The sequence below is a fragment of the Peribacillus faecalis genome, assembly GCF_014712675.1.
GTDB classification, from domain to species: Bacteria; Bacillota; Bacilli; order Bacillales; family DSM-1321; genus Bacillus_AD; species Bacillus_AD faecalis.
The window spans coordinates 69754-93944 of record NZ_JACXSI010000011.1; the positions used below are offsets into that span (position 1 = coordinate 69754).

Here is a 24191-nt window from a genome sequence, read left to right on the forward strand (position 1 = left end):
AGGTGGATAGTATGGAAGAAAGAATCGTTCGATATGAAGCAGAATCAGAAGAAATAACTTTTGAGCAAACGTTGCGCCCGCAAAGCTTGAAGCACTATATCGGGCAAAGCAAGGTGAAGGAGAATTTGCAAGTCTTTATAGAGGCGGCAAAAATGCGTCAGGAAACGCTCGATCATGTTCTTCTTTACGGTCCCCCCGGCTTAGGTAAAACAACGCTGGCTACGATTATTGCCAACGAAATGGGTGTCAATATTAAAACGACATCCGGTCCGGCAATCGAGAGACCGGGTGACTTGGCGGCTGTACTGGCGACATTGCAGCCGGGAGATGTGCTATTTATTGATGAAATACATCGTCTGCCAAGAGCAATCGAAGAAGTGTTATATCCGGCGATGGAGGATTTTTGCCTTGACATCGTGCTTGGGAAAGGTCCGGAAGCTAGAAGTGTCCGACTTGATTTACCGCCTTTCACATTAGTTGGTGCAACAACGCGAGCCGGGTCACTGAGTGCTCCGCTTCGAGACAGGTTCGGTGTTTTATGCAGATTGGAGTATTATACAGAAGATCAGCTGCAAAATATAGTTGTCAGAACAGCTGAGATTTTGGAGACAGAGATGCATGAATCGGCAGCTCTGGAAATTGCTAGGCGCTCAAGGGGAACACCTCGTATCGCCAATCGCCTGCTCAGACGCGTTCGCGACTTTGCGCAAGTGAAGGGAACGGGAGAGATTACGATGGAGCTTGCCCAATACTCATTAGAGCTGATGCAGGTGGACCGTTTAGGTCTTGACCATATCGATCATAAGCTGCTAAAAGGGATTATTGAGAAGTTCAAGGGTGGACCTGTCGGTGTCGAAACGATTGCTGCAAGCATCGGTGAAGAAGCCGCAACGATTGAAGATGTGTATGAGCCATACTTACTGCAAATCGGTTTTCTGCAGCGGACCCCGAGGGGGCGAATGGCGACATACTCTGCTTATGAGCATTTCGGAATGGAGATGCCGCAATGAGTTCATTGCCGAAATTGTTGATGGTTGTCGGCGGCGTCATTTTTGTTTTAGGATTTCTCATGCAGTTTATCAAACTCGGTAAATTACCGGGTGATATTATCATCAAAAAAGAAAATGCAACATTTTATTTTCCGATAGTGACAAGTATCGTATTGAGTATACTAGTATCTGCAATACTGTTCATAATCGGCAAATTTCGTTAAAATAGGTAACGTTAGATTACAATAGGAAATTAGGAAGTGACATCAGGTGAAAGTCGATATATTTGACTTCTATTTACCGGAGGAGCGTATTGCGCAAACCCCTCTCGCAAATAGAGAAGAAAGCCGTTTAATGGTTTTAAATAAAGAAACAGGGGAAACGAGTGACCATATTTTTAAGGATATTTTGCAGTTCTTAAAACCGGGCGATTGTCTCGTTTTAAATGATACAAAGGTATTGCCTGCCCGTTTGTTCGGTATTAAAGAAGATACAGGAGCAAAAGTGGAATGTCTGCTTCTGAAGCAGGAAGAAGAAGATACGTGGGAAGTGCTTGTAAAGCCTGCCAAGCGTATAAAGGTTGGCACAACAATTGTCTTTGGTGATGGAGAGCTGAAAGCGACATGTACTGAAGAGCTTGAGCATGGAGGAAGAAAAATTAAATTCTCTTATGATGGCATTTTTTATGAAGTGCTTGAGGCGCTAGGTTCAATGCCGCTTCCTCCATATATTAAAGAGCAATTGGAAGAAAAGGATCGTTATCAGACAGTTTATGCTCGTGAAAGAGGATCAGCTGCCGCGCCGACTGCTGGATTGCATTTCACAAAACAATTGCTGGAAGATATCCGCAATATGGGTGTCAATATCGCGTTTATTACGCTTCATGTCGGGCTTGGTACGTTCCGTCCGGTAAGTGTCGATGATATCAACGAGCATGAGATGCACTCAGAATATTATCAGATGACAGAAGAGACAGCTGCCCTGTTGAATGAAACGAAGCAAAATGGCCGACGTATTATTTCAGTCGGAACAACTTCAACGAGAACGTTGGAAACCATCGCCTCGAAGCATGATGGCCAGTTCCGTGCAGAAAGCGGCTGGACGGATATTTTCATTTATCCTGGCTATGAATTTAAAGCGATTAGTGGCATGATTACCAATTTCCACTTGCCGAAATCGACGCTAATCATGCTGATCAGCGCGCTTGCGGGCAGAGAAAATGTATTAGCCGCATATAATCAGGCTGTCGAGAAAAACTATCGATTCTTTAGTTTTGGCGACGCTATGCTGATTGTTTAAGGTTTGTAAGAAGAAAGGAAGAATAACTATTGACTGCAATACGCTATGAACTTATAAAAACTTGTAAGCAAACAGGAGCTCGACTTGGACGTGTGCACACGCCGCACGGCTCTTTCGATACACCTTGTTTCATGCCTGTAGGAACGCTTGCTACTGTTAAAACGATGTCTCCGGAAGATTTGAAGGAACTGGGAGCAGGCATCATCTTAAGCAATACTTATCACTTATGGCTTCGTCCGGGACATGAAATTATTAAGGAAGCTGGTGGGCTTCACAAATTCATGAACTGGGACCGTGCGATCTTAACAGATTCAGGCGGTTTCCAAGTATTCAGCTTGAGCGATTTCCGCAAAATTGAAGAGGAAGGCGTCCATTTCAGAAATCACCTGAATGGAGACAAGCTGTTCCTTTCTCCTGAAAAAGCGATGGAAATCCAAAATGCGCTAGGGTCAGACATTATGATGGCATTTGATGAATGCCCTCCGTTCCCGGCTACATTCGAATATATGAAAAAATCGGTGGAAAGAACATCAAGATGGGCGGAACGTTGCTTAAAAGCACACGCAAGACCGAACGATCAAGGTTTATTCGGTATTGTTCAAGGCGGAGAGTTTGAAGAGCTACGTAAACAAAGCGCGAAAGATCTTGTATCACTTGATTTCCCTGGATATGCAATCGGCGGTCTGTCTGTCGGTGAGCCGAAGGACATTATGAACAGAATGCTTGAGTATACAACACCGCTATTACCGAGCGACAAGCCTCGTTACCTAATGGGTGTAGGTTCTCCTGACTCATTAGTAGACGGAGCTCTTCGCGGTATCGATATGTTCGACTGCGTGTTGCCTACACGTATTGCCCGCAACGGCACATTGATGACAAGCGAAGGAAGACTTGTCGTTAAAAATGCAAAATATGCGCGCGATTTCGGTCCGCTTGATCCGAACTGTAAGTGTCACGTATGCCGAAATTACAGCCGAGCATACATTCGTCACTTAATTCGTTGTGATGAAACATTCGGAATTCGTTTAACTACTTATCATAACCTGTATTTTCTGTTAAACTTAATGAAGCAAGTCCGACAAGCGATTATGGATGATCGTCTTGGCGACTTCAAAGAAGAGTTTTTCGAACAATATGGTTTCAATAAGCCGAACGCGAAGAATTTCTAAAAATAAACATCTTTGAAAGGAGTGAATGGAATGGCTAATACATTAGCAACAATTGCACCTTTATTAGTAATGTTTGTCCTGTTTTATTTCCTATTGATCCGCCCACAGCAAAAACGCCAGAAAGCGGTTCAAACAATGCAGAATGAATTGCAAAAAGGTGATAAGGTTATTACAATCGGCGGTCTTCATGGATTTGTCGATGCAATGGACGAAGGTACTGTCGTTATTAAATGTGGAGATGGAAGCCGTCTTACGTACGACCGTGCAGCGATCCGCGAAGTTGCTCAAAAAGCTTCAGCACAATAATATCTGCATAATAAGGACGACTCAGCAGTGAAATTATTTCAGCTGCTGAGTCGTTTTTTATTGCACTAAAGAAAGCATATTTCTTTGAACTTAAATAGCTGTTTTTCTTTATTTCTGATTTCCCCCGGATAAATTGACGCCGAGGACGCCTCCCATCATACAAACGAGAACATAACACAATGACTGAATCCATTCTTTTGCCGTGAAGGTTTGGTCGAATCCTAAGTATTGAAACGCCAAAATGATAAGAGTATATAATAAGCCTGTGCCGCCTCCAAGCAGCAATCCTTGTCTTTTCCCTTTCCCTCCGGAAATTAAGCCCCCGATAAAAATAGAAATAAAAGAGAGAATAAGAATTAAATACGAAATCGATGATTCGGTTAACGATGTAAATCGTAATAATAGTGAAAAGAATAGGCTGAAAATGATAGCGAATATAAAGATGCTCACAGTGCCATAAACAATGGCAGATCCCATTTTTCGTGTTTCCATAATGTGCTATACTCCTTTCATTTTAAAGGCAATTATTCTAGTACAAGCATATGAAAGGCTAACCGGGAATAGAACAAGGAAACATGTAATGATTGCCGGACTTGAGGTTATCCTAAAAGAAAAAGTGAAGGGCAAATTTATTTATATGAATGAATTAATCATCATTATTTTTAGAACGATTTTTATGTATGCTTTGATTATTATCATTTTTCGGCTGATGGGAAAAAGAGAAATCGGGGAAATGAGTCTATTGGACTTAGGCGTATTTCTGATGCTTGCCGAACTTGCCGCTGTTGCCATTGAAGATATTAATGTAACTTTAATTGAAGCGATTGTGCCGATGGTATCGTTAATGATTATCCAAATAACGCTCGCAATCATCTCACTGAAAATACCTAAATTCCGCAAGCTGCTTGATGGAAAGCCGACTATCATCATACACAACGGAAAAGTGGATGAGAAGGCTATGAAAACTCAGCGTTATAATTTCGATGATATGTTGTTGCAACTGAGGGAGCAAAACATATTTACTTTGTCAGAGGTTGACTATGCGATCCTGGAACCATCGGGGAAGTTATCCGTTTTAAAGAAAAGCACCGGTTCTGAGAAAGAGGCAACTATTATTCCGCTGCCTCTTATTTTGGATGGCATCATACAGGTCGACAACTTGCGGTACTTCGACATTCGTGAGGAATGGCTGGTTGAACAGCTTCGTCAAAATGGCTACCATGATTATCGGAAAATCTCTTATTGCAGTTTATATCGAGGAGTTTTAACAATCGACCTGATAGATGAGTAACTATTTTTTCTTTCTGAACACATTAAAAGCGGAAAGTTCACTGATTGTAATAACTTTTAGTAAAAGGCAAAGCAACAGGAAGCAAGCACCGGAAAGTAAGATGGAAATATATAAAGCGTATGAATTGGTCATGGTTTCATAAATAACGTGGCCGATCCAGCCGGATAGAAACGTAATGATAATCGTTAATAAATAATCTTTAATCTCAAATGCAAAAGTAATTCTTTTGGAAATAGTTGCGAAGTGCAAAAAGGTAACTAGTACTGTGCTTGCTGCGATACCAATAGCAGTGCCCATGATGCCAAGCTGTGGCTGAGAAGATAGCGCGAAAATCAAGCCCAGCTTAACTATGGCTCCAATCAGTGAATTGATCATGGCAGCTTTCGCCAAGTTAAGTGCCTGCAAGATTGATTGAAGCGGCATTTGATAGTAAATAAAAATACATATAGGTGCCAGAAAAGTAATATAAACGGCGGCATGATTGTTGTTGTACATCAATTCCATGAGCGGATCGGCAAAAACAAACAGAACCATCATTGAAAGGCAGCCTGTTATAAAAATAATCCGCAATGCTTGATGCAGTCGGTAGGAAACAAGTTTCATGTTGCCTAAAGATGCAGCCTCACTCACGGCCGGCACTAACGAAGTGGACAGCGAAATCGTGATAAAGGAAGGAAGCATCAGCACCGGCCAGGCATAGCCGACGAGCTCGCCGTATTGCTGAGTCGCCATGGCAGTAGATACACCTGCAATCGCTAGGCTTTGAGCTACAACAATCGGCTCGAGAAACCAAGATACATTGCTTATGAGTCTGCTGCCTGTCGAAGGAAGCGCGATGCTTAGCAATTGCGATAACGTCTCTTTTCCTTGTTTTATTTGTGAGAAAAACTTGTTTCGGAGACGAAAATGCTTTTTAACTTTAAAGCTTGTCAATAAATAAAGCAGGGAAACGAGTTCTCCAATGACAGATGCAAACATGGCAGCCGCTGCCGCATACTCGATCCCGTAAGGAAGAAATGTCTTAGTTAAGTAAGCAATAAGAAGAATACGAATCACTTGTTCCAAAATGATGGCTATAGCTCCCGGTTTCATGTTTTGTTTACCTTGGAAATAGCCGCGAATAACCGCTGACACAGCGACAATCGGAATAATCGGCGTAATTGCAATCAGCGGCCAAATAACCCGTTCGTCCGTAAAAAGCGTTTGCGATAATAAAGGGGCTAAAATCAGCAAAGCAGGAGTGAATAGGAGAGAAAGTCCTAATGTGATACTTAAAGAGACCACCAATATTTTTTTTATCCGCTTTTCATCACCGACAGCATTTGCCTCGGCAACAAACTTTGCTATGGCAACAGGCAAACCGATTTGAGTAACCGTAATGACAAGAAAGAGTGTGGGTAAGGCCATCATGTAAAGGCCTACTCCTTCTCCGCCGATTACTCTTGCGACGACGATCCGATTGATGAAGCCTAACACTCTTGTAATCAGTCCGGCAGCGAGGAGTATGAGTGTTCCTTGAAAAAACTTAGACATTTGCCATTACCTGCCTTCTCATAATTGTCGAAATACTCTACAATTAACTATATGCATCAAAGTGGACAAAGCATGACAAAGGAAGCTCAATTAACTTATGAGGGGTTGTGGAATGCTATGAATGGGACTCATCCTTATGCACAATATAGGCAAACGCTGAATTTAGCCATTAGGAGCAAATGCAATGAATTTTCCATTTTTGGCTACAATGATGTGACGGACGATCAGATTTGGGATTACTTGCTCTTAAAGAAGTGGAAGAAGGATAAAGAGGATGTTCATCTGCACCAATTGATAAACGATGTGTTATCAGTGAAAATTGGGGAGTTCATGCATTTTAAAACGATTGAAGCTTTTAAGTATTCACAGGAAAATAAAGGTCCGGATTTTGAATCATTCAAGGATTTATTTAAATGATCCTAATAAGGAATCCTAAACCTAAATTGACAGTCTTTCTAAATTAACTCATAATAATGAAGGAGTTAAGAGGATTAAATGATTGTGCCAAATCTTTCTATATGAAGCAGCAATTTTGTAAGATTGATGGAATTGGTTATTACATAATTATCTTTCATACTGCAAGATCAGGCCTAAATGTCGTAAGGAGGCTTTTGCTTAATGGTTAAAAGATCTAGAATAGTCGCGTTCCTGCTTCTGGTCATTACTATTTTCTCTCTGATCGGCACGACTACATCAGGAATAGTAAAAGACATTAAGCTCGGATTGGATTTACAAGGCGGCTTTGAAGTTCTCTATGAAGTTCACACAGTAGATGGTTCGAAAGTGACAACGGAAGTTTTAAACAGCACGGTAGATGCCCTCCGTCAAAGAATTGACGTTCTAGGTGTCAATGAGCCTGTTATTAGTATTGAAGGCGAAGACCGTGTCCGTGTACAACTGGCAGGCGTCAGCAATCAGGCTGATGCAAGGGAGATGCTGTCTACATCTGCACAATTGACGTTCAGAGACTATAACGACAAAGTTATGCTAACAGGCTCTGATTTAAAAGAGAACGGAGCTAAGCTGACATTTGATGAAAATAACCAGCCAGCCGTTGAAGTAACGTTAAAAGACGCGAATAAATTTAAAGAAGTAACACAAACGGTTTCTGCTATGCCTGCACCTACTAATGTGTTGGCAATCTGGCTGGACTTTGAAGACGGAGTAAGTACATACCAAACTCCTGAAGGACAAGCGAATATGATTTCGGCTCCTTTTGTAAGCCAAGTATTCAATCAAACAACTGTATTGATTACCGGGTCATTTACAAATGAAGAAGCGACTAACTTGGCTAATCTTTTAAATGCCGGTGCTCTGCCGGTAGACTTAGAGGAAATCTATTCTACATCAGTAGGAGCGAAATTCGGTGAGGATGCCTTAAAAGACACAATTTTCGCCGGATTTATTGGGGTAGCGGCTGTTTACTTATTCATGGTATTCTTCTACCGTTTCCCGGGTGTTATTGCTGTTGTAACCTTATCAGCGTATATTTACTTAATTTTGCTGATCTTTGATTGGATGCATGCCGTACTGACATTGCCGGGTATCGCAGCCTTGATCTTAGGGGTAGGAATGGCCGTTGACGCCAACGTTATTACCTATGAACGGATTAAAGAGGAATTGCGGGTCGGAAGAAGTATACGAACGGCTACTACGCTAGGAAATAAAACATCACTCGTTACAATTATGGATGCAAACTTAACAACACTGCTGGCTGCCGGAGTTATGTTCTATTTTGGTACAAGCTCTGTAAAAGGCTTTGCAACAATGTTAATCATCAGTATCCTGATGGGTATCCTGACTAACGTTTTCGTAACCCGTCTTCTATTATCACTTTGCGTAAACAGCGGTCTTCTTGATAAGAGACCGGGCTGGTTCGGAGTGAAGAAGAAGGATATTCAAGATATTCATCAAACAGCGGATGTTCTATCGCTGCCGACTAAATTTGACCGATTTGACTTTGTTAAAAACCGTAAAGTTTACTATATCATTTCTTCTGCCATTACGGTATTAGGAATAGTCGCATTGTTCGTGTTCAAACTGAATCTGAGCATTGACTTTACACAAGGTACAAGACTGGAAATTACATCTGATAAGCCGTTTACGACAGAACAGGTTCAAGCGGATATTGAAGAATTCGGCATCAACAGCGATGATATCGTTCTATCTGGCGATAACAATGAAACGGCGGTTGTTCGTACGGCAGATGAACTATCTAAGTCTGAAGTATTAGAAGTGAAAACTTTCTTCCATGATAAATATGGACATGATCCAAACATCAGTACAGTTTCTCCGACAGTCGGAAAAGAACTGGCTAAAAATGCATTAATGTCAGTGTTAATCGCTTCGGTCGGTATCATTTTATATGTATCGGTTCGTTTCGAATGGCGCATGGGTCTACCGGCTGTATTGGCGCTATTGCATGATGCATTCTTTATCATCATTGTATTTAGCGTACTACAGATTGAAGTCAACTTGAACTTCATCGCTGCTGTGCTAACCATTATCGGTTACTCTATCAATGATACGATTGTAACGTTTGACCGTGTCCGGGATAACATGAAGAAGAAACGTGTAATCAAAACTGTAGCTGAACTGGAAGAAGTGGCAAATGTAAGTGTTCGTCAAACGATGATTCGTACAATCAATACTATTGTTACAGTATTGCTGACAGTTATTGCATTATGTATCTTCGGTAGCGAATCAATCTTCACATTCTCACTTGCGTTACTGATCGGTATGATATGTGGCGTTTATTCGTCTATCTTTATCGCAACGCAAATATGGTTGGATTTGAAGAAAAAAGAATTAGCAAAAAAAGGCGAGCTAATCACTTACGTTGAAAAGAAAAAATATAGTGACGAGCCGCAAGTATAAATGAAAAAAGATGATCTCTGTACTCAGAGGTCATCTTTTTTTGTTTGAATACATTTAACCCAAAAGGACCGGTGACGGTTTTTCTTGAAAGAGAAAGAATATATTTTTAGACTTAGATGGCTGTCTAACCTTACACCTGCCATGCTCGGAGGCCTACAGGATGTAGGTCACATCGGCGAAGACATGCGGCTGTGGCGTTCTTAGCCGATGCTCCTTTTATACGTCCCTTTTCGAAAACCAAAGGTGGGTTTCTTGTGTGGGGCTCTCAGGATGAGAGTCACAGCGACGAAGATATGCGGACGTAGCGCTCTTAGTCGCTGTTCCTTCTTAGACTTTGTCTAGCTACAGCGGCCAGCCAGTTTTCATCTTAGATAATCTCCCATGAGTATCTTGTCAAATTCATGACTGGTAAGTGATGAATTTGACAGCTCGAGGTCATAAGCCAAATCACTCCAGAAATTTTACAATTTCCTACGTGATTCGTCTTATGCAGGTCGGAGGCTCTCAGGACGAGAGTCACAGCGACGAAGATATGCGGACGTAGCGTCCTTAGTCGCTGTTCCTTACTTGCGGGCCGCTTCCGCTTTTCGGTTCCCGCATGCCTCCTTTTTCATTGAAGAAAAATCAAGGAGTGAAATCAAAAATGAAAAAGGACCGGTAACGGTTTTTCTTAATGTTTGGGAACAATAACGAGATAAGGCATTGTAAAGAAGTGTTAGGGAGGATTTATTGAATGAGTGAAAAGGATCGTTTTAAACAAGCGGAATTTGCTGCTACACTCGGAATTGTAGTTAATATTGCTTTAGCTGTTTTAAAGGGAGTAGTCGGTGTTCTTGCGAATAGTAGAGCGCTGATTGCAGATGCGATTCATTCTGCTTCGGACGTAGTCGGTTCTTTTGCGGTTTACTTAGGCTTAAGAGCTGCTAAGGAGCCGCCGGATGAAGAACATCCATACGGACATGGAAAGGCTGAATCTATCGCAGCTATTATCGTCAGTTTACTTCTTTTATTGGTCGGGCTAGAGGTGGGGTATTCGTCGATTAAATCCTTTTTTACTGTCCGTGAACCGACTAAGCCTTTTGCATTAATAGTCATAGTCATTTCGATTGTCGTCAAAGAGGCGTTATTCCGTTATAAATTCCGATTAGGCACAAAGCTTGCAAGCAAAGCGTTAATCGCGAATGCTTATGAGCATCGGTCGGATGTGTATTCTTCGGTTGCGGCACTTGTGGGTGTCGGGGCGTCTGTTATCGGTGCGAAAACAGGATTACAATGGTTGGAGTATGGCGATCCGGCTGCCAGTTTTGTTGTGGCGATTTTAGTCATTAAAATGGCTTATACATTAGGGAAAGACTCCATTATTAATACATTGGATCATGTGCTGCCAGCAGAGGAAGTTGAACCATTAAAACAAGTTATTTTAGAGAACAAAGATGTGCTTAAAATCAATTCCCTTTATGGTCGGGTACACGGCTACTATGTCATTGTCGATTTGAAAATCTCTGTCGATCCTTATATAACTGTCGAAGAGGGACATGCGATTGGAAAAAGGGTAAAGAACGAGCTTTTGAAGCAATCCCATATTCACGATGTTTTTGTTCACATTAATCCTTTAGGGAGTGATTGAAAACAGTTAAAAGGAACAACTGAAAAAAATTGAAACCCTTCAATCTCTCTTGTATAATAGGGAAGGTTGAGGGGTGAATTCATGTTACAGTCAAAAACACGCTGGAATATAAAGCGATGCAATCAGCAAGAAGTTGATACATTGACTAAAGAGTTACAAATCACACCGTTAGTTGCGCAATTATTAGTTAATCGCGGTTTAAATACCATTGACTCAGTGAAGTCTTTTTTATTTTTGGATACATTGAAATTTCACGATCCATATCTGCTTAAAGATATGGATAAAGCTGTTCAGCGCATTAAAGCTGCGATAGCGAACCAAGAAAATATATTGATTTTTGGAGACTATGATGCCGATGGTGTCAGCAGTACGACTGTATTAATGGAAGCATTGACACGACTGGGAGCCAATGTCGATTTCTATATTCCGAACCGATTTAGTGAAGGGTATGGTCCGAATGAAGGGGCATTCCGTTTCGCGAAAGAAAACGGTACGGACTTGATCATTACGGTCGATACAGGTATTTCCGCTTTGCACGAAGCAAAAGTGGCAAATGAACTCGGAATGGATTATATCGTTACCGATCACCATGAGCCTGGTCCAGAACTGCCGCAAGCTTTGGCAATTATTCATCCAAAGCTACCAGACAGCGCTTATCCATGCAAGGATTTAGCTGGTGTCGGCGTTGCGTTTAAGCTAGCACACGCGTTATTAGGTGAACTTCCGGAAGATTTGCTAGAAATCGCGGCAATCGGAACTATTGCCGATTTAGTTCCTTTAAAGGATGAAAACCGCCTAATCGCTGCGAGAGGAATTCAACAGCTACGAAAGACAAATCGTCCCGGTTTGCGGGCCTTATTTAAAAAAGCAAGCATTGAATTGAATACAATCAATGAAGAAAGCGTCGGCTTTGGAATCGGACCTCGCATTAATGCAGCAGGACGATTAGGCGATGCCGATCCGGCAGTCGAATTGTTAATGACTAAAGAAAACGATGTTGCAGAGTTCATTGCTGAAGAGATTGACTCGTTGAATAAAGAAAGACAAGCGATTGTAGCTGAAATTGCAAAGGAAGCAATAAAGCAAGTTGAAGAGAAATACCCGATTGAAACGAACAGCGTGATCGTTGTTGGAGATTATGGCTGGAATCCCGGTGTCATCGGTATTGTTGCTTCTAAATTGGTCGAGAAGTATTATCGTCCGACCATTGTATTAAGCTATGATCATGAGAAAGGTGTAGCGAAAGGTTCTGCACGCAGTATTAATGGGTTTGATTTATATCATAACTTATCTACTTGCAGAGACATTTTGCCGCATTTCGGCGGACATCCGATGGCTGCCGGAATGACCTTAAAGCTTGATGATGTCGATGAATTAAGAACACGTTTGAATGTCTTAGCAAATGAAGTTTTGAGCGAAGAGGATTTAATTCCGGTTACGGATATCGATGCTTCAATTACACTTGAAGAAGCATCCATCGACTCGATTATGGAGATGGAAAAACTCGCGCCGTTTGGCATGGGCAATCCTAAGCCGCGTGTTTTATTGGAAAACCTTACGGTGGATACAATGAAAAGAATCGGAGCGGATGGCAGTCATCTAAAAATGTTGTTGACTGATCGAGAGAATTCTTTAGATGGTGTCGGCTTCGGCATGGGTGATTACTGCGATGAAGTATCCTCGAATGCTAAGGTCTCGGTAATTGGGGAATTATCTATAAATGAGTGGAATAATAGAAGAAAACCTCAAATTTTTCTGCAAGACTTAAGCGTGGATCATTGGCAGCTGTTTGATATTCGGGGAAACAAAAAGCTCTCTCAACTATTGGAGACTGTTCCAGTAGATCAAACGAAGCTCATTGTGTTTAATGAGAAAGATGCTGGGAAGTTTTCTGTCAGTCCATATCAGCTTAGTGTAGTGTCTGATGAAGAAGCGGCAACAGCAGAAGATTTGACAGGCTGTAATGTCGTCTTGGTGGACATGCCGCCGAATGAGCAACTTTTGACGAGGTTGTTTGAAGGCAAACAGCCAAATCGTATTTATACCCATTTCTACCAAAATCAAGAACATTTCTTCAGTACATTGCCTACTCGCGATCATTTTAAATGGATGTACGCATTATTGTTGAAAAAGGGTCCTTTCGACATAAAACGGCATAGTGAGGACATAGCTAAGCATAAAGGCTGGTCGCGTGATACAGTTGATTTTATTTGTCAGGTGTTTTTTGAACTAGGATTTGTTACAATGGAGAATGGATTGATTTCTGTGAATAGGGGAGCAGCGAAGAAAGATATCAGTGATGCCCCTTCATTTATAAGTAAGCAGAAACAAATTAAATTGGAAAACGAGCTTCTTTATTCTTCTTATAAGCAGCTTTACGATCGGATTCAATCGTATTTAGGCAGCGATGATAAAGAACTCAAGGAGGAAACGAATTCATGGATTTAAAGCAGTATATTACAATTGTACCTGATTGGCCGAAACCAGGTATTGTTTTTAAAGATATTACAACTTTGATGGACAATGGCGAAGCATATAAATATGCAACAGATCAAATTGTTGAATATGCAAAAGAAAAAAATATCGATATCGTAGTGGGTCCAGAAGCGCGCGGTTTCATTATCGGATGCCCGGTTGCTTACTCTTTAGGAATCGGCTTTGCTCCGGTACGTAAAGAAGGCAAATTGCCTCGTGAAACAATTAAAGTGAACTATGGTCTTGAATACGGTTCTGACGTATTGACAATCCATAAAGATGCGATCAAGCCTGGACAACGTGTATTAATCACGGACGACTTATTGGCTACTGGCGGTACAATTGATGCTACAATCAAGCTTGTTGAAGAGCTTGGTGGTGTTGTGGCAGGTATTGCTTTCTTAATCGAGCTTAAAGATCTTGATGGTCGCGCTAAGCTTGACGGATATGATGTTTTAACATTAATGGAATATTAATAAAAAGTTTTTGACCGGCTAGAGGAGTTGTGATGCTCCCAGCCGGTCTTTTTTTAAATCAAAAAGGGCCGGTTTCTTAAAAGTTAAGAAAGTTATATTTTTTAACTTAGATAGCTGTCTAACCTTTCACCTGCCATGCTCGGAGGCCTACAGGATGTAGGTCATATCGGCGTTGTCACAGGGCGTGCCGGTTTTAGCCGATGTTCATTCTTTGAATTTGTCTAGCTGCAGCGGCCAGCCCCTCGGGGTCATAAGCCAAATCACTTCAGAAATTTTACAATTTCCTACGTGATTCGTCTTATGCAGGTCGGAGGCTCTCAGGACGAGAGTCACAGCGACGAAGATATGTGGACGTAGCGTCCTTAGTCGCTGTTCCTTACTTGCGGGCCGCTTCCGCTTTTCGGTTCCCGCATGGCTCCTTTTCATTGAAGTAAAATCAATGAAGCGGAATCAAAAATGAAAAGGACCGGTGACGGTTTTTCTGCACTATAGTAAAGTAAATTGGCAACGTGGCGGAGAATTCGACGTAGTCGCCAATTTTAAGTCTATAGTATAAGTGCAACTAGACCTTTATCTGCGCCTTATCAGGCTTGTCAAAGGCAAGTTTTCTTTATGAAATTTGTAAGACTCTGATACATTATGTATAAATTTATGTTATATTTGAAGATGTCCCATTTATTTTTATAGGGATGTTTATGTTCGAATATGAGTTTTGTCAATTTTTGTCTGATATTTAGTGGAAATGAGTGTTAACCTCTTTACTTTCAGGCGATTTTTTTCGATAATAATAACAATACAATTTTTGAAATAGATTTATTTAGTAAGGCTCTTTTATTGTTACCTGTTGAGATCAACGTGCAATTTTTCCACGATGAATAAAACAACATTAGCTTTAATAGGGTCTTATTATTATTACTCTGTATAAGATAGATAAAAAATACCGTTTTCTACTATACATTTAAGGTGGTTTCATGGCGAACGAACAAATATTAACTTCAAAACAAGTGATTGAACGAACAGCAGCCTATATGCAACCGGAAGATGTTGCAATAGTTCAAAAAGCGTTTCTTTATGCTGAGGATGCGCATAAAGATCAATATCGGAAATCCGGTGAACCGTATATTATTCACCCGATTCAGGTTGCCGGTATTTTAGCCGATCTTGAATTGGATGCCTCAACGGTTGCTGCCGGTTTTTTACATGATGTCGTCGAAGATACGGATGTGACCATTGCCGAATTGGAAGAAGCGTTCAATCCGGAAGTGGCAATGCTAGTTGACGGCGTCACAAAGCTCGGAAAGATTAAATATAAGTCGCATGAAGAACAGCAGGCTGAGAATCATCGGAAAATGTTTGTCGCAATGGCTCAAGATATCCGCGTTATTTTGATTAAGCTCGCTGACAGGCTGCATAATATGAGAACGTTAAAGCATTTGCCGCATGAGAAGCAGCGACGCATTTCAAATGAGACGCTTGAGATTTTTGCGCCGCTTGCGCATCGTCTCGGTATTTCGACTATTAAATGGGAACTCGAGGATATTGCCTTACGATATTTAAATCCTCAGCAATACTATCGTATCGTCAATTTAATGAAGAAGAAGCGTACGGAGCGCGAGGAATCTTTGAAAGATGTTATTGATGAAGTAGCTGACAAATTAGAAAATGTTCAAATCAAGGCTGAAATATCAGGAAGGCCAAAGCACATTTACAGCATTTATCGGAAAATGGCTGTACAAAACAAGCAATTCAGCGAGATTTATGATTTGCTAGCTGTACGGATTTTAGTGAACAGCATAAAAGACTGCTATGCGGTTTTAGGTATCATTCATACTTGCTGGAAGCCAATGCCCGGTCGTTTTAAAGATTATATTGCGATGCCGAAGACGAATATGTACCAATCACTTCATACGACTGTGATTGGTCCTAAGGGTGATCCGCTGGAAGTGCAAATCCGCACTTTCGAAATGCATCGCATTGCCGAATTCGGGGTTGCGGCGCATTGGGCTTACAAAGAGGGTAAAGATGCTTCAGCTGTATTGCCGCTTGAAGAGAAATTGGGCTGGTTCAGAGAAATTTTAGAATTCCAGGATGATGCGACTAATGCGCAGGAGTTCATGGAATCGCTGAAAATTGATCTGTTTTCAGATATGGTGTTCATATTCACGCCGAAGGGTGATGTAATTGAGCTGCCGGCCGGTTCGATTCCGATTGATTTTGCATATCGTATTCACTCAGAAATCGGCAATAAAACGATTGGCGCGAAAGTGAACGGAAAAATGGTCCCGCTAGATTACAAATTAAAAACAGGCGACATTATCGAGATTTTGACATCCAAGCATTCATACGGACCGAGCAAAGATTGGCTGAAAATCACGCAAACTTCTCAAGCTAAAAATAAAATCCGACAATTCTTCAAGAAACAAAATCGCGAAGAAAATGTAGAAAAAGGCCGTGAGCTTGTTGAAAGAGAAATTAAGAGCCATGACTTGGATTTAAAAGAAGTATTAGCGCCGGATAATGTCAAGCGTGTAGTAGAGAAATTCAACTTTGCTAACCTAGAAGATATGTACTGTGCAGTCGGATACAATGGCATTACCGCTATACAAGTGGCCAATAAACTGACTGAGAAATGGCGTAAAATTAAAGAACAGGAAGAGCAGTTAGCAAAAGTTTCAGAACTTACTTCCGATACAAAATCATTTAAACCAATTAAAAAGCGTGAATCAGGTGTCCGTGTTGAAGGTGTGGATAATCTGCTGATCCGATTGTCACGCTGCTGCAACCCGGTACCGGGAGATGATATTGTTGGCTTTATTACAAAAGGGCGCGGTGTATCAGTCCATAGACGCGATTGTCCAAATTTAATCGGTGAAGATGCAGAAGCAAGACTTGTACCGGTTGAATGGGAAACAGGTATATGCGAAAACAAGGAATATAATGTGGATATCGAAATCAACGGTTATGACAGGAGAGGTTTATTGAACGAAGTATTGCAGACTGTTTATGGCACGAAGACAGATATTTCAGCTGTGTCGGGCAAGACAGACCGTAATAAAATTGCACTCATCAACATGACGTTAAGTATTCATAATGTGGCTCATCTGCAAAGAGTGGTTGATAAGATTAAACAAATTCCTGATGTATATGCTGTTAGAAGGATAATGAATTAAGGGGAGTATCATGAGAATCGTATTACAACGCTCTAAAGAAGCGAGTGTTACTGTAGATGGGCAAATTGTTGGCGCGATTGATAAAGGGCTTGTGCTTTTAGTTGGTGTTACGCATGAAGACACGGCTGAAGCAGCGCGCTTTTTAGCTGATAAAGTAGTGAATCTCCGTATTTTCGAGGATGAGGATGGCAAAATGAATCATTCTTTACTGGATGTGGGCGGAAGCATCTTATCCATTTCGCAGTTCACCTTATATGGAGATTGCCGTAAAGGCAGAAGACCGAACTTTATGGACGCTGCAAGACCGGATCATGCAACTGAAATATACGAGTTATTTAACGAAGAGCTGCGAAAGCATGTCAATGTCGAGACGGGCATTTTTGGTGCGATGATGGATGTTCAGCTTGTGAATGACGGTCCTGTAACACTTATACTAGATAAATAAGGCGAATCAAAGGCAACAAAATGTTGTCCTTGATTCGCCTTTTTCACTTCTTATGAAAGTATATAATTTTTAAACTTGGAAAGCTGTCTAGCCGTATCCCTGCCATGCTTGGTCCTCCCGCATGGCTCCTTATTCATTGAAGCGGTAACGGCTTGTTTTATTGAAAATAGTTTGAGATACCTTCGTATATAGCGGTTGTAATTTGGTGCTGAAATTTGGAATTGGTGACAGTTGCTTCTTCTTTCGGGTTGCTTAAATATCCAAGCTCCAACAAAACAGCAGGAAAACTATTGTGGCGGAGAACTTGGTAATTGCCGAAACGCGACCCTCTATTTCTGGAGATGTTGTCATCGTTCATGCTCGTGTTAATAGCTTCAGCAAGCCCTTTTTGTGAACTGTGATAATAGTATTGGGTGATCCCTTGTATCTCTGCTTGGTCGGCACTGTCGTAATGGATACTGATAAAGGCATCAGGTCGATGGGCATTAGCGACTTGCACGCGGGCTTCCAAGGACATATATGTATCTTCTTCCCTTGTCAATATGACAGTTGCCCCCGCGCGTTCGAGCTTGTCCTTTAGAAGCGAAGCGGTATAAAGAGCAAGGTTTTTTTCGTATGTGCCGTTTGCACCGATTGTCCCGCTATCGTGGCCTCCGTGACCGGGGTCAATAATAACCAACTTATTCTCTAGAGAGTTATTAGTGCCTTCTTTCGATAATTGAGGCAAATCACCGGAAGCTTCCACTAGCCAGCCTGCTACATAAGCTTTTCTCCACCAGCCGATTTTGACTTCGTACATGTTGCCTTCAATAGAAGTAACCTTTAACTCGTCCCCTTTATCAGCATATTTTTTCACATCGCTATTTATAGATGCCTTTGTACGGAGTGGAACATTGTCAAATAAGACAGTGATTGTTCCTTCTTCAGGTGTTTCCTCTTTTTCGCTGACAACTTTTACATTCCATTCAGGTATCCAGCCTGTTTCATCTTCAGAAACTTTGACTTTTAGCCAACTGTTTTTTTCATCAATAATAGGGTACGATTCTCCTTCACGGATAGTCGTCACGTAATTGCCTTCTGAATGTGGTTTGCTTTTTACAGCTAAAGCGGAGACTGTGATAACCGCATAAGGAGATGTAAGTTCAGCTTTATCTAAATTTGGTTCACTATCTTTGTTTTGTGCAATCAGCTCGTTGAAAACCCAAGCTTTCGTCCCGTTTGAAAGTTTAATTTGCGTCCATTCCGATTTTGTATCAATTACAGAAAAAATATCTCCCTTTGTCAGTTTCTGAACAATATCATAATCGGTTCCCGGACCGCTTCTTGCATTTACTGTATTGCCTGTTATTGTAACCGTTTCTGATTCCGCAAAACTTAAGTCGCCTATAGGGAGAAAAAAGACGATGAGCAAACAAAGAAAAATCAGTTTAAATTTTGTGATGGTCATCACCTCATTGCCATTCTTAAATTTTTGTCAAATATGATAAGAAAATCATAAAGAAGGACATTATAAATAATATCATCATTTAATCAGCAGGAGGAGCAGAAAATGCGAAATAATGAAAAAAACGGAATCGTTAACAGTGGTCTTAATCAGGTCTTTGGTATTGATTTTCACGATTTCATTCAAAGAGAACAAAGCAATACGATGGTCGAGCTGGCAAGTGAATTCGGTTTGCAGGTGCGGGAAGTCAAAAGCTTGAAGAAACAGCTCGGCCGCTCATAATCGTTTATGCCTTGACAATTGCTGCGCAGGCAATTATTATTAGTAGATAAATTAATACATAGTGTAAAACTAATGAGGGAGAAAAGTAGTTAAGAATCTCGGGTCAAGAGAGGGAGAGCCTTAGGCTGTAAGCTTTCCTACATCGAATCTTAATGAACGAACACTCCGTAGGTTTCGCTCTGAAAGAAGGGGTTGCCCTTTTTAGTAGGAGATGAACGTGAACAGGCGTTAACTGTTATGAGGAAATGCACAAGTTTGCATTTTGAATTAGGGTGGTACCACGGGAAATATAACTCTCGTCCCTTGTAAAGATATTTACAAGAGACGAGAGTTTTTTGTATAGAAAAAAATAGTGATTATGAGAAAACAAGGAGGAACAGGAAATGAAGGTGCAAATTCCAAGAGGAACGCAAGACATTCTTCCTGAACAAGCTGCTGTTTGGCAGTATATCGAAAACGTAGCAAGAGATCTTTGCAGAAGATATCAATATAATGAAATTCGTACACCGATCTTTGAACATACAGAAGTATTCACAAGAGGTGTCGGTGAAACAACAGATATCGTTCAAAAAGAAATGTACACATTTACTGACCGAGGCGACCGTAGCATAACACTTCGTCCGGAAGGAACAGCTGCTGTTGTCCGTTCATTTGTGGAAAATAAAATGTTCGGCTGGGCGAATCAGCCTGTAAAACTATTTTATAATGGACCAATGTTCCGTTATGAAAGACCGCAAGCCGGCCGTTTCCGCCAATTTGTGCAATTTGGCGTAGAAGCACTAGGAGCTGCGGACCCGGCTATTGATGCTGAAGTAATCAGCTTAGCGATGAATATATATAAGCAACTAGGGCTTCAAAAGCTAACGCTTGTCATTAACAGTCTTGGAGACAAGGAAAGTCGCACAAATCACCGTGAAGCTCTGATTTTACACTTCCAGCCGCATATTCATGAGTTTTGTTCAGATTGTCAAAACCGTTTAGAGAAAAATCCGCTTCGCATTTTAGATTGCAAAAAAGACCGTGATCACGAATTAATGAAGACGGCTCCATCGATTTTGGACTATTTGAATGAAGACTCTAAAAATTATTTCGAAAAAGTGCTGAAGCACTTAGAAGATATGGGAATACCGTACACAGTCGATGCCACATTAGTTCGCGGCTTAGATTACTATAATCACACAGCATTTGAAATCATGAGCAGCGCAGAAGGGTTTGGCGCGATTACTACTCTTTGCGGCGGCGGACGCTACAATGGTTTAGTAGAAGACTTCGGCGGTCCAGAAACACCGGGTATCGGTTTTGCATTAAGCATTGAACGTTTAATCGCCGCTCTTGATGCGGAAGGTGTTACATTACCGATTGAAAAGCAAAGTGATCTTTATGTCGTTGCGCTTGGAGAGGCAGCAAAAGATTACAGCGTGAAGCTTGTTAATGAAGCGCGTCTGCATGGTTTTTCTGCGGATAAAGATTATGGAAACCGCAAGATCAAAGCACAATTTAAAGCAGCTGACCGCGTAAATGCCCGTTTTGTTGCGGTGCTTGGCGATGACGAATTATCAAATAATAAAATCACTCTGAAAGATATGGCTACAGGCGATCAGCAAGAGTTGGATTTGCATAGTTTTATTGAAGAATTTAAAAGGATACAGCAATAAGGGAGGAAATAGGGATGTTTGGCAGAACGTATTATTGTGGAGATGTTTCAGAAGTTAACATTGGCGAAAAAGTCGTCTTAAAAGGATGGGTACAGAAGCGCCGCGATCTTGGCGGACTAATTTTCCTTGATTTACGCGACCGCTCGGGTCTTGTTCAAGTTGTATTCAACCCTGATGTTTCTAAAGAAGCATTGGCTACTGCAGAAAAAATCCGTACAGAGTATGTTTTAAGTGTTGAGGGGACAGTTGTTGCCCGTCAAGAAGGCACACATAACAAAAACTTAAAAACAGGTACGATTGAAATTCAAGCAGAAGCTGTAACAATCATTAATGAATCAAAAACAGTTCCATTTACAATCGATAATAAAGCGGAAGTACTTGAAGATACACGCCTGAAATACCGTTATTTAGACCTTCGCCGTCCGTTCATGTTCGATACGCTTAAAATGCGTCATGACATTACAAGAAGTGTTCGTCAATATTTAGATGGAGAAGGTTTCTTAGATATTGAAACACCAATTTTGACTAAGAGCACGCCTGAGGGTGCGCGTGACTATCTTGTACCGAGTCGTGTGCATGACGGTGAGTTTTATGCATTACCGCAAAGCCCTCAGCTGTTTAAGCAATTATTGATGGTTTCAGGATTCGATAAATATTATCAAATTGCTCGTTGCTTCCGTGATGAAGATTTGCGTGCAGACCGTCAGCCTGAATTCACTCAAATCGATATTGAAACAAGCTTCATGAGCCAAGAAGACATTATGACAATGGCTGAAAACATGATGGCTAAAGTAATGAAAGATGTAAAAGGCATCGAGCTTGAGCTTCCTCTTCCTCGCATGACTTATGCTGAAGCAATGGGACGCTACGGTTCAGATAAGCCAGATACACGTTTCGGTCTTGAACTTGTAGATGTATCAGAATTAGTGAAGGATTCAAGTTTCAAAGTATTCGCAGGCGCTGTAGCAAATGGCGGCCAAGTAAAAGCAATCAACGTAAAAGGTGCTGCTGAGAAGTTCTCTCGTAAAGATATTGATGCATTAGGTCAATTTGCATCTGTTTACGGAGCGAAAGGCTTAGCATGGATCAAAGTAGAAGAAGACGGCTTTAAAGGCCCAATCTCTAAATTCTTCGAAGGCGAAGCAGAAGCTGCATTAGCAAGTGCTTTAGAAGCAACTGCAGGCGACTTACTATTATTTGTAGCTGACAACAAAACAGTTGTAGCTGATACTTTAGGAGCGTTGCGCGTGAAGCTTGGTAAACAATTAGAGTTAATTGACGAAAGCCAATTTAACTTCCTATGGGTAACAGATTGGCCATTGCTTGAATATGATGCAGAAGCAAAACGTTACTTTGCAGCGCACCACCCATTCACAATGCCTGTTCGTGAAGACTTAGATAAGCTTGATACAGAGCCTCATAATGCTCGTGCTCAAGCGTATGACCTTGTATTGAACGGTTATGAGCTTGGTGGAGGTTCACTGCGTATTTTCGAAAGAGACATTCAAGAAAAAATGCTTTCTGTACTTGGTTTCAGCCAAGAAGAAGCTCAACTGCAGTTCGGATTCTTGCTTGAAGCTTTCGAATACGGTACTCCTCCGCATGGCGGTATTGCCCTTGGATTAGATCGTCTTGTTATGCTTCTTGCCGGCCGTACAAACCTGCGCGATACAATTGCATTCCCTAAAACAGCAAGCGCAAGCTGTCTGCTTACAGAAGCGCCAAGCCGCGTGAGTGTTGAGCAACTGGCTGAGCTAAGACTGATGCTTACAGGCGAAAAAAAGGAATAATTACCTATAGGTGATTTCTTGAAAATCGCTCTGTAAATATGCTATTATACAGTCAATAAGAGAGAGTCCTGATGTGTACGTTACTTTAACCTATAAGTTTTGACCGAACACTTATAGTTTTGGGAACTCGGACGTTTCGTCGATGCGTAAATGCCTCATTCGTTGTGGACTTACTAAGCGATGAACAGAGCACCCACCTGCGGAGAGCGGGTTCAAAACAAAGGCGAACGACGGCATAATTGGGACTCTTTCGCCTTATATTCGAATAATTATTTTAACAATATAACGGAGAAGCTATCGAAACGGCGATCTCCGTTTTTCTATGGGCAAATATTATATAATAATAGTATTCATACCTTTTTACTTGTGATTGAATAAAAAATAAGATATAACAATAGTAGCAAATTAATGGAGTTGAAATTATGTTACATCAATTTTCAAGAAACGAATTAGCGATCGGCAAAGAAGGCTTGGAAAAGTTAAAAAACACGACAGTAGCTGTTCTCGGAATCGGCGGAGTTGGATCGTTTGCAGCAGAAGCGTTGGCTCGTTCCGGCGTTGGGAGACTGATTCTTGTCGATAAGGACGATGTTGATATTACGAATGTAAACCGTCAGCTGCATGCGTTATTGTCTACTGTCGGTAAGTTTAAAGCGGATTTAATGAAAGAGCGCATTGCCGACATCAATCCGGAATGTGAAGTTATTTCTTTAAAAATGTTTTATACAGAAGAGACATATGAAACATTCTTTTCTTACGGTTTAGATTATGTAATTGATGCTTCAGATACGATTTCATACAAAATTCATCTGATGAAAGAATGTTTGCGTCGCGAAATTCCGATGATTTCAAGTATGGGAGCAGCCAATAAAATGGACCCGACACGTTTCCAAATTGCCGATATTTCTAAGACGCATACCGATCCTTTAGCGAAAGTCATTCGCACACGTCTGCGCAAAGAAGGCATTCGCAAAGGCATTACCGTTGTTTTCTCGGACGAAAGTCCAATTGTAATTCGCGAAGATGTCCGTAAAGTTGTCGGAAACGATGAAGCGGAAATTCGCAAGGCAAAAATGCCGCCATCTTCTAATGCATTTGTGCCTTCAGTAGCAGGATTGATTGCAGCCAGCTGGGTTGTAAGAGAAATCGTGAAGGATATTGATATCCAACGCTTGAGTGATGATAAATAAGAAAAACCGTCACCGGTCCTTTTGGGTATGACGGATACTCAGATTTGCCGCCATCTTCGGATAGTTACCATCTTGAATATGTTGCAAGTCAAAAAGGAGCCATGCGGGAACCGAAAAGCGGAAGCGGCCCGCAAGTAAGGAACAGCGACTAAGGACGCTACGTCCTGTAGCAA

The 24191-nt window shown here is 41.3% G+C and carries 20 protein-coding genes, 1 other RNA gene and 1 other annotated feature; of the genes, 18 read left to right on the top strand and 3 right to left on the bottom strand.

Annotated features, from left to right (window positions below; translation table 11 throughout):
* Positions 1-11 precede the first annotated feature (11 nt).
* From ruvB to yajC, 5 genes are read left to right on the top strand one after another with little or no spacing between them, the layout of a single operon-like run.
* On the top strand, positions 12-1010 hold the full coding sequence (ruvB, locus tag IEO70_RS05715) for a Holliday junction branch migration DNA helicase RuvB (RefSeq protein WP_190997404.1): 999 nt from the start codon (positions 12-14) through the stop codon (positions 1008-1010).
* The gene (locus IEO70_RS05720) at positions 1007-1213 is read left to right on the top strand and encodes a DUF2905 domain-containing protein (RefSeq protein WP_190997405.1); all 207 of its coding nucleotides are present in this window, start codon (positions 1007-1009) and stop codon (positions 1211-1213) included. The genes ruvB and IEO70_RS05720 overlap by 4 nt, the downstream gene beginning before the upstream one ends.
* Positions 1214-1259: 46 nt before the next feature.
* A complete protein-coding gene (gene queA / locus IEO70_RS05725) occupies positions 1260-2288 on the top strand; it encodes a tRNA preQ1(34) S-adenosylmethionine ribosyltransferase-isomerase QueA (protein WP_190997406.1) in 1029 nt (342 codons plus the stop codon).
* A 29-nt stretch (positions 2289-2317) separates the two neighbouring features.
* A complete protein-coding gene (tgt, locus tag IEO70_RS05730) occupies positions 2318-3457 on the top strand; it encodes a tRNA guanosine(34) transglycosylase Tgt (RefSeq protein WP_190997407.1) in 1140 nt (379 codons plus the stop codon).
* 30 nt (positions 3458-3487) lie between these two features.
* Positions 3488-3763 carry a preprotein translocase subunit YajC gene (gene yajC / locus IEO70_RS05735; RefSeq protein ID WP_190997408.1) on the top strand — a complete coding sequence of 92 codons (276 nt, stop codon included), beginning with the start codon at positions 3488-3490 and terminating at the stop codon, positions 3761-3763.
* Positions 3764-3871: 108 nt separating this feature from the next.
* On the opposite strand, the gene IEO70_RS05740 is transcribed toward yajC, so the two are convergent.
* Positions 3872-4255 carry a TIGR04086 family membrane protein gene (locus tag IEO70_RS05740; RefSeq protein ID WP_190997409.1) on the bottom strand — a complete coding sequence of 128 codons (384 nt, stop codon included), beginning with the start codon at positions 4253-4255 and terminating at the stop codon, positions 3872-3874.
* 145 nt (positions 4256-4400) lie between these two features.
* Here IEO70_RS05740 and IEO70_RS05745 point away from each other — a divergent pair, with 145 nt between their 5' ends.
* On the top strand, positions 4401-5054 hold the full coding sequence (locus tag IEO70_RS05745; RefSeq protein ID WP_190997423.1) for a DUF421 domain-containing protein: 654 nt from the start codon (positions 4401-4403) through the stop codon (positions 5052-5054).
* Here the strand turns inward: IEO70_RS05745 and spoVB are convergent, their stop codons facing one another.
* Positions 5055-6587, bottom strand: a complete 1533-nt coding sequence (gene spoVB, locus IEO70_RS05750; RefSeq protein ID WP_190997410.1) for a stage V sporulation protein B — start codon at positions 6585-6587, stop codon at positions 5055-5057.
* 72 nt (positions 6588-6659) lie between these two features.
* Between spoVB and IEO70_RS05755 the strand changes: the two genes are divergently transcribed.
* From IEO70_RS05755 to dtd, 7 genes are all read left to right on the top strand, one after another.
* Complete coding sequence (locus IEO70_RS05755; protein ID WP_235973506.1) at positions 6660-7004, top strand: post-transcriptional regulator; 345 nt, start codon at positions 6660-6662, stop codon at positions 7002-7004.
* 201 nt (positions 7005-7205) lie between these two features.
* Entirely contained in the window at positions 7206-9464 is a 2259-nt protein-coding gene (secDF, locus tag IEO70_RS05760; RefSeq protein ID WP_190997411.1) for a protein translocase subunit SecDF, read from the top strand.
* A 733-nt stretch (positions 9465-10197) separates the two neighbouring features.
* Positions 10198-11091, top strand: coding sequence for a cation diffusion facilitator family transporter (locus tag IEO70_RS05765; RefSeq protein ID WP_190997412.1), 894 nt, complete (start codon positions 10198-10200; stop codon positions 11089-11091).
* Between the two features lie 81 nt (positions 11092-11172).
* Positions 11173-13539, top strand: a complete 2367-nt coding sequence (gene recJ / locus IEO70_RS05770) for a single-stranded-DNA-specific exonuclease RecJ (protein WP_190997413.1) — start codon at positions 11173-11175, stop codon at positions 13537-13539.
* Positions 13530-14042: an adenine phosphoribosyltransferase gene (locus tag IEO70_RS05775; RefSeq protein ID WP_190997414.1), complete on the top strand. Its 513-nt coding sequence runs from the start codon at positions 13530-13532 to the stop codon at positions 14040-14042. Before recJ ends, IEO70_RS05775 begins: the two co-directional genes overlap by 10 nt.
* Positions 14043-15013: 971 nt before the next feature.
* A complete protein-coding gene (locus IEO70_RS05780; RefSeq protein WP_190997415.1) occupies positions 15014-17212 on the top strand; it encodes a RelA/SpoT family protein in 2199 nt (732 codons plus the stop codon).
* A gap of 10 nt (positions 17213-17222) precedes the next feature.
* Positions 17223-17657, top strand: coding sequence for a D-aminoacyl-tRNA deacylase (gene dtd, locus IEO70_RS05785; protein ID WP_190997416.1), 435 nt, complete (start codon positions 17223-17225; stop codon positions 17655-17657).
* Positions 17658-17814: 157 nt separating this feature from the next.
* On the opposite strand, the gene IEO70_RS05790 is transcribed toward dtd, so the two are convergent.
* Positions 17815-19104, bottom strand: a complete 1290-nt coding sequence (locus IEO70_RS05790) for an N-acetylmuramoyl-L-alanine amidase (protein WP_190997417.1) — start codon at positions 19102-19104, stop codon at positions 17815-17817.
* Between the two features lie 102 nt (positions 19105-19206).
* Here IEO70_RS05790 and IEO70_RS05795 point away from each other — a divergent pair, with 102 nt between their 5' ends.
* From IEO70_RS05795 to IEO70_RS05815, 5 genes are all read left to right on the top strand, one after another.
* A complete protein-coding gene (locus IEO70_RS05795; RefSeq protein ID WP_190997418.1) occupies positions 19207-19383 on the top strand; it encodes a hypothetical protein in 177 nt (58 codons plus the stop codon).
* A gap of 63 nt (positions 19384-19446) precedes the next feature.
* Positions 19447-19690, top strand: a binding site (T-box leader).
* 76 nt (positions 19691-19766) lie between these two features.
* A complete protein-coding gene (gene hisS / locus IEO70_RS05800) occupies positions 19767-21038 on the top strand; it encodes a histidine--tRNA ligase (RefSeq protein ID WP_190997419.1) in 1272 nt (423 codons plus the stop codon).
* Positions 21039-21052: 14 nt separating this feature from the next.
* Positions 21053-22828 carry an aspartate--tRNA ligase gene (aspS, locus tag IEO70_RS05805; protein ID WP_190997420.1) on the top strand — a complete coding sequence of 592 codons (1776 nt, stop codon included), beginning with the start codon at positions 21053-21055 and terminating at the stop codon, positions 22826-22828.
* A 62-nt stretch (positions 22829-22890) separates the two neighbouring features.
* Positions 22891-23078, top strand: a non-coding RNA gene (ssrS, locus tag IEO70_RS05810) — 6S RNA.
* A 172-nt stretch (positions 23079-23250) separates the two neighbouring features.
* Positions 23251-24018 carry a tRNA threonylcarbamoyladenosine dehydratase gene (locus tag IEO70_RS05815; RefSeq protein WP_190997421.1) on the top strand — a complete coding sequence of 256 codons (768 nt, stop codon included), beginning with the start codon at positions 23251-23253 and terminating at the stop codon, positions 24016-24018.
* The last annotated feature ends 173 nt before the right edge of the window (positions 24019-24191 follow it).